This is a genomic window from Streptomyces sp. NPDC057617 (genome assembly GCF_042800555.1).
GTDB lineage: Bacteria > Actinomycetota > Actinomycetes > Streptomycetales > Streptomycetaceae > Streptomyces.
The window spans coordinates 161,588-177,448 of the sequence record NZ_JBHVGV010000003.1 but is presented as its reverse complement, the minus strand read 5'-3'; the positions used below and the strand labels follow the sequence as shown (position 1 = coordinate 177,448).

Annotated in this window: 15 protein-coding genes and 1 other RNA gene; 8 read left to right on the top strand and 8 right to left on the bottom strand. The window is 71.8% G+C overall.

What is annotated here, in order from left to right; genetic code table 11:
- Positions 1–20 precede the first annotated feature (20 nt).
- The 3 genes from ACFU9P_RS09730 to rnpB form a co-directional block, all read right to left on the bottom strand.
- Positions 21–374 (bottom strand): DDE-type integrase/transposase/recombinase, encoded by a 354-nt coding sequence (locus ACFU9P_RS09730; protein WP_384078474.1) that lies wholly within the window; start codon positions 372–374, stop codon positions 21–23.
- Positions 375–378: 4 nt separating this feature from the next.
- A complete protein-coding gene (locus ACFU9P_RS09725; protein WP_384078473.1) occupies positions 379–1,458 on the bottom strand; it encodes a serine/threonine-protein kinase in 1,080 nt (359 codons plus the stop codon).
- Positions 1,459–1,861: 403 nt separating this feature from the next.
- Positions 1,862–2,264, bottom strand: an RNA gene (rnpB, locus tag ACFU9P_RS09720) — RNase P RNA component class A.
- Between the two features lie 115 nt (positions 2,265–2,379).
- Here rnpB and yaaA point away from each other — a divergent pair.
- Both yaaA and eda read left to right on the top strand, forming a co-directional pair.
- Complete coding sequence (gene yaaA / locus ACFU9P_RS09715) at positions 2,380–3,186, top strand: peroxide stress protein YaaA (protein WP_384078472.1); 807 nt, start codon at positions 2,380–2,382, stop codon at positions 3,184–3,186.
- A 91-nt stretch (positions 3,187–3,277) separates the two neighbouring features.
- Entirely contained in the window at positions 3,278–3,901 is a 624-nt protein-coding gene (gene eda, locus ACFU9P_RS09710) for a bifunctional 4-hydroxy-2-oxoglutarate aldolase/2-dehydro-3-deoxy-phosphogluconate aldolase (RefSeq protein WP_384078471.1), read from the top strand.
- 29 nt (positions 3,902–3,930) lie between these two features.
- On the opposite strand, the gene ACFU9P_RS09705 is transcribed toward eda, so the two are convergent.
- The 4 genes from ACFU9P_RS09705 to ACFU9P_RS09690 form a co-directional block, all read right to left on the bottom strand.
- Positions 3,931–5,454 carry a bifunctional RNase H/acid phosphatase gene (locus tag ACFU9P_RS09705; RefSeq protein ID WP_384078470.1) on the bottom strand — a complete coding sequence of 508 codons (1,524 nt, stop codon included), beginning with the start codon at positions 5,452–5,454 and terminating at the stop codon, positions 3,931–3,933.
- Positions 5,454–6,197 carry a zinc ribbon domain-containing protein gene (locus tag ACFU9P_RS09700; protein WP_376377404.1) on the bottom strand — a complete coding sequence of 248 codons (744 nt, stop codon included), beginning with the start codon at positions 6,195–6,197 and terminating at the stop codon, positions 5,454–5,456. Before ACFU9P_RS09700 ends, ACFU9P_RS09705 begins: the two co-directional genes overlap by 1 nt.
- A complete protein-coding gene (locus tag ACFU9P_RS09695; protein WP_376377402.1) occupies positions 6,194–7,060 on the bottom strand; it encodes a Nif3-like dinuclear metal center hexameric protein in 867 nt (288 codons plus the stop codon). Before ACFU9P_RS09695 ends, ACFU9P_RS09700 begins: the two co-directional genes overlap by 4 nt.
- A 231-nt stretch (positions 7,061–7,291) precedes the next feature.
- Positions 7,292–8,368 (bottom strand): ABC transporter substrate-binding protein, encoded by a 1,077-nt coding sequence (locus tag ACFU9P_RS09690; RefSeq protein ID WP_384078469.1) that lies wholly within the window; start codon positions 8,366–8,368, stop codon positions 7,292–7,294.
- A gap of 309 nt (positions 8,369–8,677) precedes the next feature.
- On the opposite strand from ACFU9P_RS09690, the gene ACFU9P_RS09685 reads away from it, so the two are divergent.
- From ACFU9P_RS09685 to ACFU9P_RS09660, 6 genes are all read left to right on the top strand, one after another.
- Positions 8,678–10,012: a hypothetical protein gene (locus tag ACFU9P_RS09685; protein WP_384078468.1), complete on the top strand. Its 1,335-nt coding sequence runs from the start codon at positions 8,678–8,680 to the stop codon at positions 10,010–10,012.
- Between the two features lie 149 nt (positions 10,013–10,161).
- Positions 10,162–10,341: a hypothetical protein gene (locus ACFU9P_RS09680; protein WP_217308845.1), complete on the top strand. Its 180-nt coding sequence runs from the start codon at positions 10,162–10,164 to the stop codon at positions 10,339–10,341.
- A 157-nt stretch (positions 10,342–10,498) separates the two neighbouring features.
- Positions 10,499–11,449 carry an ATP-binding cassette domain-containing protein gene (locus tag ACFU9P_RS09675; protein ID WP_384078902.1) on the top strand — a complete coding sequence of 317 codons (951 nt, stop codon included), beginning with the start codon at positions 10,499–10,501 and terminating at the stop codon, positions 11,447–11,449.
- Positions 11,446–12,192 (top strand): ABC transporter permease, encoded by a 747-nt coding sequence (locus ACFU9P_RS09670; protein WP_384078467.1) that lies wholly within the window; start codon positions 11,446–11,448, stop codon positions 12,190–12,192. The genes ACFU9P_RS09675 and ACFU9P_RS09670 overlap by 4 nt, the downstream gene beginning before the upstream one ends.
- The gene (locus ACFU9P_RS09665; RefSeq protein ID WP_384078466.1) at positions 12,189–13,475 is read left to right on the top strand and encodes a sensor histidine kinase; all 1,287 of its coding nucleotides are present in this window, start codon (positions 12,189–12,191) and stop codon (positions 13,473–13,475) included. Before ACFU9P_RS09670 ends, ACFU9P_RS09665 begins: the two co-directional genes overlap by 4 nt.
- A gap of 84 nt (positions 13,476–13,559) precedes the next feature.
- Positions 13,560–14,192: a response regulator gene (locus ACFU9P_RS09660; RefSeq protein WP_384078899.1), complete on the top strand. Its 633-nt coding sequence runs from the start codon at positions 13,560–13,562 to the stop codon at positions 14,190–14,192.
- 134 nt (positions 14,193–14,326) lie between these two features.
- Here ACFU9P_RS09660 and ACFU9P_RS09655 read toward each other — a convergent pair whose 3' ends face one another.
- On the bottom strand, positions 14,327–15,775 hold the full coding sequence (locus ACFU9P_RS09655) for an MFS transporter (RefSeq protein WP_384078896.1): 1,449 nt from the start codon (positions 15,773–15,775) through the stop codon (positions 14,327–14,329).
- Positions 15,776–15,861 lie beyond the last annotated feature (86 nt).

Here is a 15,861-nt window from a genome sequence, read left to right as displayed (position 1 = left end):
CGGTGTGCGGGTGTGGCTGACTAGCTGGTCAGGGCGGGCTGACGTGGTTTCAGGTTCACGGGTTCGGTCGCTGCCTGGTCGGCGTAGTGCTGCTCCTCATACTCGATTGGGCTGAGGTGGCCGAGCCGTTTTTGGATGCGGCGGGGGTTGTACATGAGTTCACCGGGCGCGACTTCGCGGCTGGCGAGGGCGTATTCCAGCAAGGTCAGCACCAGGTCTGCGTCCGCGCGGGCGGAGGTTTCCCAGGCCACTACCCGGCGGGAGAATGTGTCGCGGATCGCGGACAGCCACAGCGGTCCCTCCAGCGTCGCGATCACCGTCAGATCAGTGACCCCCAATCGGTTCGGCCCCTTCGCGGTGAAGTCGCTTTGCACCAGGTCAGGAGCGAAGTCGGCGTCGGGGTCCCGGCGGGTGAAGCCCTTGCCCGTCCGGCGCGGGCTGATCCCGGCCAGGGCCGGCCTGGCGCATGAGCCGCCCGACGCGCTTGCAGCCGACGTGGACGCCCTCGCGCTCCCGGGCTTCGCGCCGGTCAAGGGGATATGGAGTGAGTTCGCCAAGGACGTCGCGGCCATGGCGAACACCCGCATGCGGTGCCGTCCGCGCGATCAGCCGTTGCCGGGCCTGCCGGGCGGAGACGCCGGAGCCGTTGAGGACCGCCACCAGTGCGTCGGTGACGTCCGGGAGGGAGGGACGGTCGGCCGGGTCGAAGGCGAGCATCGAAGACACGACGGGCGTCAGTTCCGTGGGCAATCCTGTCAGGTCCGGGGCCTGGTGCGGGTCGCCGATCCGGGCCGCGACCGCGAGCCAGTTGTCACCGTCGTACGGGTAGTGGCCGGTGGCGGCGAAGAGCAGCACCACGCCGAGGGCGTACACGTCCGCCGCCGGGGTCAGTTGGTGAGTGCCCTCCGCCTGCTCGGGCGGCATGCACAGGACGCTGCCGACCACGACACCCGTCGCGGTCAGTGTCGTACGGCGTTCCGCGAGCACCGCGAGGCCGAAGTCGATCACCTTGGGGCCGTCGGGGCCGAGCAGGATGTTCTGCGGCTTGAGGTCCCGGTGCAGGAGCTGAGCCTGGTGGACAGAGGTGAGTCCCTCGGCGAGCAGCGCGCCGAGGCTCGCAGTCTCGACGAGCGGGAGCGTGCCGTGGTCGCGAACGTGGTGCAGGAGGTCGGGGCCGGGGACGTAGTCGACGGCGAGCCAGGGTTGGTCAGCGAGCGGGTCGGCACCTGCGAAGGCTGCCACCCGGGGGCCGAAGACCTTCCTGAGGTTCTCCACTTCGAGGACGAACCTGCTGCGGGTCTCGGTGTCCAGAACGGACGTCTTGATGACCTTGACGGCGACCTGCTGTCCGGCGGGTGACTCGCCGAGATATACCCGGCCCATACCGCCGGAGCCGATATGGCCGCGCAGCGTAAAGCCCGCGATGTGAGTGGGGTCGTCACCCCTCAGCGGTTCCACGGCGTCCTCGCTCCCCCTCGGCGTCCGGCGTCCGGCGCGCGGCCCGCGCATGTCCATGCTGGCCGTAGCTCTCCCCGGCGGTGTGTCCCGCCACGCGGTGCAGACTACCCAACGATCCAAATGAGGCGACGTCCCATCCGAGGACGCCCCAGAACCTGGAGAAACACCGGCGTAGCCAGAAGGAGTCAACACTCCGCTCGCTCCGCCGTAGAAGGCCCTGGATCAGGCAGGCGCCCTCCACGGTTCCCCGACTCGCCGACCCGCAAGGGATGGCTACCTTCGTGGCTGCATACGTCGACGCGCGATCCCGTTTGAACCAGTGCGGACCAGGGTCCAGCGAGACCCACACATACATGGAGAAGGCCTCTGATCTCCGTTTCTACTGATCAGAAGCCCTAAGCGGCAGACGAGTCGGGCTGTACGCCGGGTTCTGTTCGCCCGGTGCCTTGCGGCGGCCGGGGAGACGGCCATCCATCTAGGGCCGACGTTGCCGTCGGCCTCGTGCGGTCTACCCGCGGACTCGGGCGGGCAGCCCTCGAACGTCCGCGCAGAGCACGTTTTACGGCGCTCCTCTTGACCTTGCTCCGGGTGGGGTTTACCTAGCTGCCCAGGTCACCCTGGGCACTGGTGGTCTCTTACACCACCGTTTCACCCTTACCGGGGACCTAGGTCCCCGGCGGTCTGTTTTCTGTGGCACTGTCCCGCGGGTCACCCCGGGTGGGCGTTACCCACCACCCTGCCGTGTGGAGCCCGGACGTTCCTCGGGAAGCCCCTGGGGGACCTCACGCGGCCGTCCGCCCGGCTCGTCTGCCGTATTGACCATGGTACCCGCCGGGGCCGGGCCCGATCACCTCGGTGCGCCTCGGTGGGGGTCGCCTACGCTGACGCGGAGCCGTCCCCGTACCCCTGAGGAGAAGTCACGTGCTCGTGCTGTTGCCGCCGTCGGAAGGCAAGGCCCCTTCCGGGCGCGGTGCTTCGCTGAAGCTTGAATCCCTGTCGCTGCCCGGGCTCGCCCCGGCCAGGGCCGCCGTGCTCGACGGGCTGGTCGAGTTGTGTGCGGGTGATGGGGAGAAGGCACGCGAGGTGCTCGGGCTGAGTGAGGGGCTGCGGGGCGAGGTCGCGAAGAACGCGGAGCTGCGGACCGCCGGTACGCGGCCGGCCGGGGAGATCTACACCGGGGTGCTGTACGACGCGCTGGGCCTGGCCACGCTCGACACCGCCGCGCGCCGCAGGGCCGGGAAGTCGCTGCTGGTGTTCTCCGGGCTCTGGGGTGCGGTACGGATCGGCGACCGCATCCCCCCGTACCGCTGCTCGATGGGGGTCAGGCTGCCGGGGCTCGGCGCGCTGGGCTCGTACTGGCGCGAGCCCATGGAGACCGTACTGCCCGAGGCGGCGGGCGGCGGGATGGTGCTCGACCTGCGGTCGTCCGCGTACGCGGCGGCCTGGCGGCCGACCGGCGAACTGGCCGCTCGTACCGCGACCGTACGGGTCCTCCACTCGCAGACCGACCCGGTGACCGGCGCCGAGAAGCGGTCCGTGGTGAGCCACTTCAACAAGGCGACGAAGGGCCGGATCGTACGGGATCTGCTGACGGCCGGCGCCCGGCCGAAGAATCCCGCCGCACTGGTGGAGACGCTCCGGGACCTCGGCCATACGGTCGAGGCGACGGCTCCGGCCAAGGCGGGCCGGACCTGGGCCCTGGATGTGGTCGTCACGGAAATCCATTGAGGGAGATCCACTGAGCAGGACAGCCCTGTTGCGTTGCATCATGCGCAACGATCATTGCGGAGGATAGTGGGCGCACGGCAGGATGAGCGCCATGACCTCCGTGCTCGACCTCGCCCCCGTCATCCCCGTTGTCGTCCTCGACGACGCCGCCGACGCCGTACCCCTCGCCCGCGCCCTGGTCAACGGCGGGCTGCCCGCCATCGAGGTGACCCTGCGGACCGCGGCCGCGCAGGACGCGATCCGCGCGATCGCGGCCGGGGTGCCGGACGCGGTGGTCGGAGCGGGTACGGTCCTCTCGGCCGCGGCCGTGACCGACGCCGTATCGGCGGGCGCGCGTTTCCTGGTCAGTCCGGGGTGGACGGACGCGCTGCTCAACGCCCTGCGGGACTCCGGAGTGCCGTTCCTGCCGGGCGTCTCGACGGCCTCGGAGGTGGTGGCGCTGCTGGAGCGCGGGGTGACGGAGATGAAGTTCTTCCCGGCGGAGGCTGCGGGCGGTACGGCGTATCTCTCGTCCCTCGCGGGCCCGCTCCCCCGCGCCCGCTTCTGCCCCACGGGCGGGATCACCGCCGCCAAGGCCCCGTCGTATCTCGCCCTGCCGAACGTGGGGTGCGTCGGCGGTACGTGGATGATCCCGCCGGACGCGCTCGCCGCGAAGGACTGGGACCGGGTGGAGGCGCTGGCCCGGGAGGCGTCGGCAGTGCGTGGGGCGGTCTGAGCCTCTGAGCCCTGGCCTTGCCCCGGACGTCAGTGGCGCAGGTGGGACGTGTCGTTCAGCAGCCGCACCGACGCGTTGCCGTCCGCGTAGTACGCCACCGCCGACAGCGAGGCCGCCGACAGCTCCATCCGGAACAGCGATTCGGGCGGTGCCCCCAGCGCCAGTCTGACCAGCGTCTTCACCGGCGTGACATGGGTGACGAGCAGTACCGTACGTCCCTGGTACCGCTCCAGCAGCCGGTCCCGCGCCGCCCTGACCCGGCGGCCGACCGCGGTGAAACTCTCGCCGCCGCCCGTCGGCGCGACGGTGGGTGAGGCGAGCCAGGCGCTGAGGTCGTCGGGGTAGCGCTCCCGTACCTCGGCGAAGGTCAGCCCCTCCCACGCGCCGAAGTCCGTCTCGCGCAGGCCCTCTTCGACCGTGACGTCCAGGCCGAGCCGGGCGGCGACGGCGCCCGCCGTCTCGCGGCAGCGCCTGAGCGGCGAGGAGACGATGGCCTGTACGGTGCCGCGCGCGGCCAGTGCGGCGGCGACGGCCTCGGCCTGGCGACGGCCCACGGCGGACAGTTCGGGGTCGCTGCCGCCGCTGCCGGAGAAGCGCTTCTCGGGGGTGAGGGCGGTCTCGCCGTGCCGGAGGAGGACGAAGGTGGCGGGGGTGCCGAGGTCGGCGGAGGCGCCCCAGCCGACGGTGGGGGCGGCCTTGGCGCCGGCCGCCGCGGCCGGGGCGGCGGTCGCGGTCTCGGCCACGGTCATCAGGTCGCCGTCGGTCGCGGCGGTCTCATCGGGAGCGCCGGGCTCGGCGTAACCGGCACCGCCACCGCCACCGGCGGACACACCAGATGTACCGGACGTACCCGGCTCACCGGCCGCGAGCGTCCCCGCGGAACCCTGCCCCTGCGCCCGCCCCGCCGCGCCGGATGTTCCCGGCCGCCCCGGTCCCGTACCCCCGCCCGAGAGTGCCGCCCGCGCCTTCGCCGCGCCGGCCGCCGCATCACCCGGCGTACGCGAAGCCCCCGCCGTACCCGCCGAAGCACCCCCGGAAGCCGAAGCACCCGCCGAAGCACCCGAAGCGCGCGCCGCCGATCTCGCCGCTGCCGCGTCCAGCGCCGCCGTGGACGACGACGGCTCCCACTGCTTGCCCTTCCGGCCCGCGTCCATCGCCTCGTTCGCCAGCCGGTCCGCGTGCTTGTTCTTCTCGCGCGGGATCCACTCGTAACTGACCTGCCCCGCCGGGAAGATCCGCCCCGCCTCCGCCGCCAGCGGCTTCATGTCCGGGTGCTTGATCTTCCAGCGCCCCGACATCTGCTCGACGACCAGCTTGGAGTCCATCCTGACCCGTACCGACGCGTCCGCGTCCAGCGCCTTCGCCGCCTTCAGGCCCGCGATCAGCCCCTTGTACTCGGCGACGTTGTTCGTCGCGATCCCGATGTACTCGGCCGCCTCCGCCAGCGCCTCGCCGGTGACCGGGTCGAGGACGACCGCGCCGTACCCCGCGGGCCCCGGGTTGCCCCGGGAGCCGCCGTCGGCCTCCACGACGAAGCGTGCGACCCGTGCCATCACAGACCCGATTCGGCGGTACGGACCAGGATCCGGCGGCAGTTCTCGCAGCGCAGCACCGTGTCCGGCGCCGCCGCCCTGACCTCGTTGACCTCGGTGATGTTCAGTTCGAGCCGGCATCCCTCGCAGCGGCGCTGGTAGAGCCGGGCCGCGCCCACCCCGCCCTGCTGGACGCGCAGCTTCTCGTACAGCTTGAGCAGATCGGCCGGTACGGACGCGGCGATGACCTCGCGCTCCTTCGTGACGGCAGCGACCTGCCCGTCGAACTCCTGGAGCGCGGCGTCGCGGCGTGCGGCGGCGTCGTCGGACTTGGCCTGGACGGCGGAGACACGTTCCGTCAGCTCGGCGACCCGCTCCTGCGCGGACTCGCGGCGCTCCATGACTTCGAGGACGACGTCCTCCAGGTCGCCCTGGCGCTTGGCGAGCGAGACGATCTCGCGCTGGAGGTTCTCCAGGTCCTTGGGCGAGGTGACCGCGCCGGAGTCCAGGCGCTGCTGGTCGCGTACGGCGCGCTGGCGGACCTGGTCGACATCCTGCTCCGCCTTGGTCTGCTCGCGGGCGGTGTCGCTCTCCTCGGTGGTGGCCGCGACCAGCAGGTCGCGGAGTTGCGCGAGGTCCTTGGTGAGCGACTCGATCTCGGCGTGCTCGGGCAGCGAGCCGCGCTTGTGGGCGAGCTGGGAGAGTCGTACGTCCAGGGCCTGGACGTCGAGGAGTCGGATCTGGTCGGCGGGCGCGGCGTTCAGTTGGGGGCTCCTGAAGAGTGGTGGTGGGCGGACCAGGAAGAGGACTGGTGGTGGGCGGACCAGGGGTCGGTGACCGTCTTCGAGACATGGACCCGCAGGTCCCAGCCATGGCGGTCGGAGATCTCGTCGAGCTGGGCGGCGGCCTGCTCGCACCAGGGCCATTCGGTGGCCCAGTGCGCGGCGTCGACCAGTCCCAGCGGGGAGCGCTGAGTGGCCTCGGAGGCGGGGTGGTGGCGGAGGTCCGCGGTGAGGAACGCGTCCACGCCGGCGGCTCTGACCTGGTCGAACAGGCCGTCCCCTGAACCGCCGCTGACCGCGACCGTACGGATGGGAGCCTCCGGGTCGCCGGCCAGCCGTACGCCCTGCGCGGTGGCGGGCAGCCGGTGCGCGACGCGGGCGGCGAAGTCGCGGAGGGTGGCGGGGTGGTCGAGTTCGCAGATCCGGCCGAGTCCGCGCCGTCCCGCCGGATCGGTGGGGTCAGGTACGAGGGGCCGTACGATCCGCAGGTCGAGCGCGCCCGCGAGGGCGTCGGAGACTCCGGGGTCTGCGGTGTCGGCGTTGGTGTGGGCGACGTGGAGCGCGATGTCGTGCTTGATGAGGGTGTGTACGACCCGGCCCTTGAAGGTGGCGGCGGAGACCGTTGTCGTACCGCGCAGATAGAGCGGGTGGTGGGTGACGATCAGCTCGGCGCCCAGCTCGACGGCCTCGTCGGCGATCTCCTGGACGGGGTCGACGGCGAAGAGGACCCGGGTGACCGTGGCGTCCGGGTCGCCGCAGACCGTACCGACGGCGTCCCACTCCTCGGCCCGCTCGGGGGGCCACAGGGCGTCGAGGGCGGTGATCACTTCGGACAGTCGGGGCACGGGGGGCACGGAGCAAAGGCTACCTGTCCTCCGTGCCCCACCGGCCATGAGCGATCGGCTTCTTCGCGGCTCGGGCCGGACGCCTGTCCGGCTCCCGCGTAGCTCCTGCCTGGCTCCTGCCCGGCTCCCACCTGGCTCCTGTCCGGCTCCTACCTGGCTCCCGCCTGCCGGGCGCAGGCCCGGCCGGGCCGCTGCGCCCCGCCTTGTCCTGCGCAGGCCGCTACTTGACCGCTACTTGACCAGGTACCCGCGGAGGTCGTCCAGGACCAGGCCCGCCGCCGTCACGCCGAGGCCCAGGTACCAGGTCTCGTCCTTGACGTCCTTGGCCCGGCCCTCCTTGACCGCCTTCAGGTTCTTCCAGAGCGGGTTGGAGCGCGCGGTGTCCCGCTCGGTCTTGGAGGGGTCGCCGTACACCCCGGTGAAGATCCAGTCGGCGTCCGCGTCGTCGATCTTCTCCGGGCTGATCTCCACGGCCAGATCCTCGATCTGCTGGTTCTTCGGCCGCGGCAGGCCGACGTCGTCCAGGATCGTGCCGATGAAGGACGCCTTCGCGTACAGCCGCAGCTTGTCCGGCATGTAGCGCACCATCGAGACGGTCGGCTTGTCGGGGCCGAAGTCCGCGGCGAGGGCCGCCGCCTTCTTGTCGTACGCGGCGAGCGCGGCCTTCGCCTCGGCGGTACGGTCCAGCGCCTGGGCGTTGAGGAGGTAGTTCTCCTTCCAGGGGAAGCCGGGCCTGATGGAGAAGACCGTCGGGGCGATCGCGGACAGCTCCTTGTACTTGTCGGCGGCGCGGAGCTGGCTGCCCAGGATGAGATCGGGCTTGAGCGCGGCGATCGCCTCAAGGTTGAGGCTGTTGATGGTGCCGACGTCCTTGGGGTTCCCGGCGCCCTGCTTCAGATAGCTCGGGATGCCGTCGTCGCCCTCGGTGGGCGCGTAACCGACCGGCTTGACGCCGAGCGATACGACGTTGTCGAACTCGCCGACGTCCAGGACGACGACCCGCTCGGGGCGCGCCTTCAGCTCGGTCGTGCCCATGGCGTGGGTGATGGTGCGCGGGAACTGGCCGGGGGCGGCGTCGGTGCCGAAGGTGGCCGTCTTCCTGGCGGCGTCGGCGAAGTCCTTGCCGCCGGTGGCGACGGCGGCCTTCTTCCCCGCGTCGTTCTCCGCGCCGCCCGAGGCGGAGCCGCTGCCGGAGCCGGCGGAGTCGCCGCCGCTGCCGCAGGCCGCGAGGGTGAGCGCGGCGGCGAGAGCGACCACGGCGGCGGTGCCACGGCGTACTGCGGCTGAGCCACGGCGTCGTATGGACATCTTGATCTGCTCCTAAGAGGTACTGGCCGGGGTGCCGGCTCTGGCCCTGGCACCGGGCCGGCACCGGCCTGGTCGCCGGTGCCGGATCCGGAGGCGGAGCCGGGTCCGGAGGCGGAGCCGGGTCCGGTGTCGGCCCGGATGCCGACTTAGGTGTGCCTAACTTTATCCATGCCTCTCCTCGGCCAGCACACCCGCCCCCGCACCTCGCGCCAAATCCCTTCATGGCCACCCATATAGGTGAAGTGGTCGACCTCGTGTTGTTCGGCAGGAAGTGCGAAAACTAGCTTCGTCGCCGGAGGTGACGAACCGATGACGGTCTGTGCCATCGAGACAGCTGCGGAGGTCGGAGCGCCACGGCGTACGGGGTTCGCGATCACGGCGGACGGAACCTACGCGGCGCGACTGACGCTCGGAAGCGGGAACGGGAGCGGCGGGAACGGAAACGGGAGCGGCAACGGAGGCGGGACCGGCGCAAACGGAGACGGGAGGGACGGGACCGGCGGGAGGGAGGAAGGAGGCGGGACCGGCGGCGCGGACGCCTGGTTCCCCGAGCGGTGGACCCTCGACGGCCCCGAACCGTACGCCGTACCGCTCCCCCTCGACCAGCCCGAGGAGCCCGACACGGATGTCCTGCCGCTGACCGACGGACGCGTGCTCATCCGCCGCCGGGTCGCGGACCGCCATGACTTCTCGCTGCTCTATCCGACCGGCCCCGGTACGGGCCAGGTGCCGGTGGGCGCCCTCGGCTGCGACCGGCTGACGCTGCTGCCGCCCTCCCCGGACGGCCGCAGCGCGTACGCCCTGGTCCCCGGCGAACACTCCACCACGGTCTGGCTGGTGGCGGGCGGCGCGTTCGGACCCGAGCGGGTGGCGGAGATCGCGGGCCGCTGTTCCGGGGGCGTCTGGCTCGACCGTACGGGCCGGATACTGGCCCTGGACCGGGAGCGGGACGGTGTGGTGAAGGCCGTCGCCGTCGATCTGGGGCGCGGTGGCGAGGTGACGCCCCTGCTCCAGATCACCGAGGAGAGCAATGACCGGCTGCTGCTGGCCGACCCCGACAGCGGGCTGCTGCTGATCCGCTCGGACGCGCCGGGCCACGACCGGCTGGGCTGGGGGGTGCTGGGCAGTCTGCGTCCGGTGCGCTTCCCGGAGTGCCTGCGCCTCGCGGACTGCGCGGTGACCCCGTTCGCCGTACAGCCGGGGCAGGTGCTGATGCCCGAGAGCTGCGCGGTGGCACTGCGGATCGACGGCGCGGCGGGCAGCGGTCTTGGGGTGTGGCGTCCGATGGGCCGTCAGCTCCACCGGCTGCCCGTGCCCCAGGGGTGGTTGGCGGGGGCCGGGCTGTGGACCCGGGACGGGGTGTTGCGGCTGCCGTACGCGACGAGGGAGGTGCCGTGCGGCGTGGCCGGCATCGCGGCGCCTCCCGAGCCGGTGACCTCGGCGGCGTCCCTGGAGCCCGTCCGGCCGGCGGCATTGAGGCCGGCGGTATCGAGGCCGATCGCGTCGAGGCCGGCCGCGTCGGCGGAACTCTCACAAACGGAATCCCTGGGTATGGAACCATCCGCACCACCACGAACTCCTGTGATGTGCAGGCCGGTTCCCTTGCAGCAGGCGCCTCTCAGCGGGCGCGAGGCACCTGGATAGACTTTCGTCCGGGGCTGCGCGGCCGTACCGACCGGGCACTGTCGGGGGCTGTGATGTGTGGACGGTGACCGTCACTCTGCCGGGGCGGTACAGGGAAAGCCGGAGCCCTGCGTCACAACAGAAGCGATCACGACGGGGTGACTTCCCACATGTCTGAAGCCCGAACCGACACGACTCAGCAGCGCCCGCAGGGGACGGCCGCCGACCAGGGCGAGCTGAGCAGCCTCGGAAAGCACCGGGGCGGCGCGGCGTCGACGGAGGACTCGATGTCTCCGGCCCACGGCCGCCACCGCCGCCCTGCGGAGGGGGAACACAGCAACGCGGCCTAGGCCGTGTCCGACACACGAGAAGAGGCCGCCGCGGCTCGTACGCGGCGGCCTCTTCCTGTACGGACTTATGCACTAGGACATTTGTACTGGGCGAGTCCGTACATCCGCATCTGCCGGGTCAACGGGGTTGCTCCGTAGCGTCGTTGGCATGACGCACATGGAACACGCGCAGCCTGTTGCGGTGAGTTTCGACGGGGTGAGCAAGGCCTTCGGGGCGGTTCTGGCCGTCGACGGGGTCGGGCTCGATATTCCGCGAGGTGAGACCGTCGCGCTTCTCGGGCGCAATGGCGCCGGGAAGTCCACCGCCATTGCCCTGCTCCTCGGGCTCGACGAGCCGGACGCGGGTACGGTACGGCTCTTCGGCGGGCCGCCGGCGCGGGCTGTCGCGGCCGGACGGGTGGGGGCGATGCTTCAGGACGGGCGGCCCATCAGACGGGTGACCGTACGGGAGTTGGTCACCTTCGTGGCGAGCGCCTTTCCGCGCCCGCTGCCCGTCGCCGAGGCGCTCGCGCTCGCCGGGCTCACCGATCTCGCCGACCGCCGTGTCGACAAGCTGTCCGGCGGCCAGACCCAACGCGTCCGGTTCGCGGTCGCGCTGGCCGGCGGCCCCGAGCTGGTCGTCCTGGACGAACCCACCGCCGCCCTCGATGTCGAGGCCCGGCGCGCCTGCTGGGCGTCCATGCGGGCCTATGCCGACCGCGGCAACACCGTGCTCTTCTCCACCCACTATCTGGAGGAGGCCGACACCTATGCCGACCGGATCGTCGTCCTCGACCACGGCCGGATCGTCGCCGACGGCACCAGCGAACTGATCAAGGGCACGGTCGGCGGGCATCTCGTCTCCTTCGACCTGGCCCCGGCGGCCGGCCTCCGTCCCGAAGACCTCCCCGTCCGTGCTGAAGAACTCCCCCTGCTGCCCGGTGTTGTGTCGGCCGAGGTACGCGGGGGCCGCGCCCTGCTCCGTACCGACGACTCCGACGCCACGGTCCTCGCCCTCGCCCGGCTCGGCGCGGTCCGCCGGCTCGAAGTGGTCCCGGCGACGCTCGAAGACGCCTTCCTCGCTCTCACTCGGGACGCCCTGTCCCAGGACAAGGAGGCGGCGCGATGAGGACTCCCGTACTGCTGCGCTACGTCGCACTCGAAGTGCGCAGGACCCTCCGCGACCCCGGCTTTGTGATCTTCGGGACGGCGATGCCGGTCGTGATGTATCTGCTGTTCACCAATGTGGGCGGCGCCGGGGGCGCGGACGGCGGTACGGACTGGGAGATCGCCTCCATGGTCGGCATGGCCGCGTACGGAGCGCTCGGCTCGGCCGTCGGCACCGGTACCGGTATCGCCGAGGACAAGTCGCTCGGCTGGCTCCGCCAGTTGCGGATCACTCCGATACCGCCCCGGCAGGTGGTGCTCGGCCGGGCGCTCGCCGGGTCCGTGACCGTCCTGCCCGCGCTGCTGGCGGTCCTCGCGGCGGGCGGTCTGGTCAACGGCGTACGGCTCGGGGCCGGGCAGTGGGCCGCGCTGGTCGTGCTGCTCTGGGCGGGCGCGCTGCCCTTCACCCTGCTGGGCATCGGCAACGGCTACCGGCTCTCCGCGCAGACGACCGGCGTGGTGAATGTGGGCTGCCTGATGGGCATGGCGGTGGTGGGCGGGCTCTGGTTCCCGGTCGAGCTGTTCCCCGGCTGGCTGCGCTCGCTGGCCGGCTACACCCCGGCCAACCGGTTCGCCGACCTCGGCTGGTCCGTCACCCGGGGCTCGGCCCCCGGCGCCCTGACCGTCGCCGTTCTGCTGGGCTGGCTGTTCGTGTTCGGTTCGTACGCTGTGGTCTCGTACCGCAAGTCGGCGAGGACGGTATGACACTGATCAGAGACCGATGGGTCAAGCGGACCAAGGTCCGGCACGGAGACGCCCACGGAAACCAGGACCACGGAGACCAGGACCCCGGCGGCCACAACTGTGAAGCGCTGGGCAAGGACGGTGAGCGGCCAGGACCGCCCAACGGTTACGCCATGCTGCCCTGGCTGCTCCTCGGCCTCGGCTCCTTCTCCAATCTCGTACAGGGCAGGACCCCGAACCCGTGGTTCGGCGGCATCGGTCTGCTGGTCTTCAACTCCCTTTATGTCTCGGTGGTGTTCAGGTCCTTCGTGCCCGCCCACCGGAAGAGCGCCGCCACCAGGTGGTCGCTCGTCGGCATGGGGCTGATGACCTTCGGCCTCGGCGGTCTCTACGGCGGGAGCTGGCTGCTGTTCTTCCCGCTCTTCGGGCTGGCCTGCGGCAGTGTGGTGCGCGGGCGCGCCCTCCTCTGGGTGAGCGTGCCGCTGGCCGCCGCCTCCGGGGCGATCGGCGCGTACCACGACGGCTGGGACGCGATCACGATCGCGTACGGCACCTTCATCTCGATGATGGTGACCGCCGCGATCCTCACGCTCGCCGAGACGGTGATGGAGCTGCGCGCCACCCGCCAGGAGCTGGCCCGCTCGGCGGTGGAGCGGGAGCGGCTGCGTTTCTCGCGCGATCTGCACGATCTGCTCGGCCACACCCTGTCGGTGATCGTGGTCAAGGCGGAGGCCGCGCGCAGGCTGGGGCCGCACGATCAGGCCGCGGCGATGGCGCAGGTCTCCGACATCGAGTCCGTCGGCAGACAGGCCCTGACCGAGATCCGGGAGGCGGTCACCGGCTATCGCGAGGGCAGCCTCGCCACGGATCTGGACCGGGCGCGCTCGGCCCTGACGGCCGCGGGGATCGAACCGGTCGTACGGCAGTCCGGGCCGCCGCTGGAACCCTGGGCGGAGGTGCTGCTCGGCTGGGTGGTACGGGAGGCCGTCACCAATGCCGTACGGCACAGCGCCGCGACCCACTGCGTGATCGCGGTGGACGGCTCGCCGGAGCGGGTCAGACTGACGGTCACGGACGACGGCGTCGGTACGGGTACGGGTACAGGTACAGGTACGGACGTTGGTACCGGCGGCCCGGCGTACGGCGGCACCGGCCTGAAAGGCCTCACCGAACGCCTCGCCGCCGCGGGCGGCTCCCTCGAAGCGGGCCCGGCACAGGCCGGGGGCAAGGGCTTTCAGGTCACCGCCCTCCTCCCCGTGGACAACGTGGGCAACGTGGACGACATGGACACCGTGGGCACCTGAGCAGCACTCCGCGCGCCCCCTCGTGCGCCCGATCGCGCCTGATCACGAGCGCCCCCGCCGCCCTACCCTGAGCACGTGACAGAGATGCCCCGGGACCACAGGCCGGCCACGTCCGTACGCGTCCTTCTCGCCGAGGACCAGGGGATGTTGCGGGGCGCGCTCGCCCTGCTGCTGGGCATGGAGCCGGACATGGAGGTGGTCTCGCAGGTCGCGAGCGGTGACGCGATCGTGGACGCCGCGCACCACTCGCGCCCCGATGTGGCGCTGCTGGACATCGAACTGCCCGGGATCAGCGGTCTCGACGCCGCCGCGCTGCTCCGGGACGAGGTGCCCGGCTGCCGGGTGCTGATCCTGACCACCTTCGGCCGGCCCGGTTATCTGCGCCGCGCCATGGAGGCGGGGGCCGCGGGCTTTCTGGTCAAGGACGGCCCGGTGGAGGAGCTGGCCGCCGCGATCCGCCGGGTGCTGACCGGCGAGACCGTCATCGACCCCGCCCTCGCGGCGGCCGCCCTGAGCGCGGGCCCGAGCCCGCTCACCGCCCGGGAGCGCGACGTACTGAACGCCTCGGCGGACGGCGCGGTGGTCGCCGACATCGCGGCCAGGCTGCGGCTGTCCGAGTCGACCGTACGGAACTACCTCTCGTCGGCCATCGGCAAGACCGGCACCCGCAACCGGATGGAGGCGGTACGGGCCGCCCGCCGCCAGGGCTGGCTCTGAGCGGCCAGGCTCTCAGCCGCCGGCTCTGAGCGCCCGTATCAGAAGACCTGCCCCGGATCGGGAGACCCGCCCCGTATCAAAGACCTGCCCCGGGTCAGGAGCCCCGCCCCGGATCAGGCCCGCACAAACGCACCTCACGCCTCCGACGAACCGCGCGGCAGCCACAGCACCGTCAGCAGCGTCCCCGCCAGCAGCACCGTGCCGGCCGTTCTGAAGGCCAGCGCGTATCCGTCCGTCAGCGCCTGCGGGCTCGTCCCGCCCGCCGTACGGGACGCCGCCACCGTGGTCAGGACCGCCAGCCCGAGCGCCCCGCCCATGGTCCGCGAGGTGTTGATCAGGCCCGAGACCAGACCGGCGTCGCCCGGCTCCGCGCCCGCCGTGGCCAGCGCCGCCAGCGTGGTGCCAGCCACCCCCAGACCGGTCATGATCAGCAGGCCTGGGCCGAGGATCACCGAGAAGTACGGTCCGTCCGCCGTCATCATCGACTGCCAGCCGAAGCCGGCCACCGCCACCAGCGCCCCCGTCACCGCGAGCGCGCGGGCGCCGGTCACCGGGATCAGCCGGGGCGCCAGCTTCGAGCCGAACACAATGCTCAGCGAGCTGGGCACCAGCGCGAGACCCGCCTCCAGCGGCCCGTACCCCAGCACGTTCTGCGCGTACATCGTCATGAAGAACCACACCGTGAAGGACGTGGAACCGTTGATGAACATCGCCGCGTTGGCCGCGGACACACTCCGTACCCGGAACAGCCCCAGCGGCATCAGCGGCACCCTCGCCCGCGACTCCACCGCCACGAACACGCTGAGCAGCACCACTCCCCCGGCCAGCGGCAGCAGCGTGGCCGCCGCGCCCCAGCCGCGCTCCTCGGTCTGCACGATGCCGTACGCGACCGCCGCCAGACCGGCCGTGACCAGGATCGCGCCGGGCAGATCGACGCGCCGCCGCGCCACGTCCGTGCGGCTCTCCGCCAGCCACACCGCGGCCCCGGCCAGCAGCAGCACCCCGACCGGCACATTGATGAGCAGCACCCAGCGCCAGGACAGCAGATCGGTGAGCGCGCCGCCGACCAGCCCGCCGGCCGCCCCGCCGCCCGCGCCGACCGCCGTCCAGGTGCCCACGGCCCGGGTCCTGGCGGGTCCGTCCGGTACGGCGGAGGTCAGCAGCGTGAGCGTCGCGGGCGCAAGGACGGCCGCGCCGAGCCCCTGTACGGCGCGGGCGGTGATCAACTGCCAGCCCTCCTGCGCGAGTCCGCCCACGACGGACGCGAGGGTGAAGACCGCGAGCCCGGTCAGGAACATCCGCTTCCTGCCGAAGAGATCCGCCGCCCGGCCGCCGAGCAGCATGAAGCCGGCGAAGGCGATCGAGTAGGCGTTGAGCACCCACTGCAGACCGGCGGCGGAGAGTCCGAGGTCCGCGCGCAGCGAGGGCAGCGCGACATTCATCACGGACACATCGAGGACGACGAGGAACTGTCCCGCGCAGGCGGCGAGGACCACCGCCCAGGTACGGGTACGAGTGCGGGTGCGGGGCCCGGCGGGACCGGATATGTGGGCGGGCTCGGCTTCTTCGGCGACTCGGACCATGCGCGTCATGGTCGCAGCCCAGGAGCGGTCCGTACATCGGGTTATCCGGCCACCTCGCGAACGTAATAGACATAACGGACATGACG

Coding starts and splice junctions, on each gene's coding strand:
- eda (WP_384078471.1), top strand. CDS start 3,278: ATGACCTCCGTGCTCGACCTCGCCCCCGTCATCCCCGTTGTCGTCCTC.
- ACFU9P_RS09680 (WP_217308845.1), top strand. CDS start 10,162: ATGTCTGAAGCCCGAACCGACACGACTCAGCAGCGCCCGCAGGGGACG.
- ACFU9P_RS09655 (WP_384078896.1), bottom strand. CDS start 15,775: ATGGTCCGAGTCGCCGAAGAAGCCGAGCCCGCCCACATATCCGGTCCC.
- ACFU9P_RS09675 (WP_384078902.1), top strand. CDS start 10,499: ATGGAACACGCGCAGCCTGTTGCGGTGAGTTTCGACGGGGTGAGCAAG.
- ACFU9P_RS09705 (WP_384078470.1), bottom strand. CDS start 5,454: ATGGCACGGGTCGCACGCTTCGTCGTGGAGGCCGACGGCGGCTCCCGG.
- ACFU9P_RS09690 (WP_384078469.1), bottom strand. CDS start 8,368: ATGTCCATACGACGCCGTGGCTCAGCCGCAGTACGCCGTGGCACCGCC.
- ACFU9P_RS09670 (WP_384078467.1), top strand. CDS start 11,446: ATGAGGACTCCCGTACTGCTGCGCTACGTCGCACTCGAAGTGCGCAGG.
- ACFU9P_RS09685 (WP_384078468.1), top strand. CDS start 8,678: ATGACGGTCTGTGCCATCGAGACAGCTGCGGAGGTCGGAGCGCCACGG.
- ACFU9P_RS09665 (WP_384078466.1), top strand. CDS start 12,189: ATGACACTGATCAGAGACCGATGGGTCAAGCGGACCAAGGTCCGGCAC.
- ACFU9P_RS09660 (WP_384078899.1), top strand. CDS start 13,560: ATGCCCCGGGACCACAGGCCGGCCACGTCCGTACGCGTCCTTCTCGCC.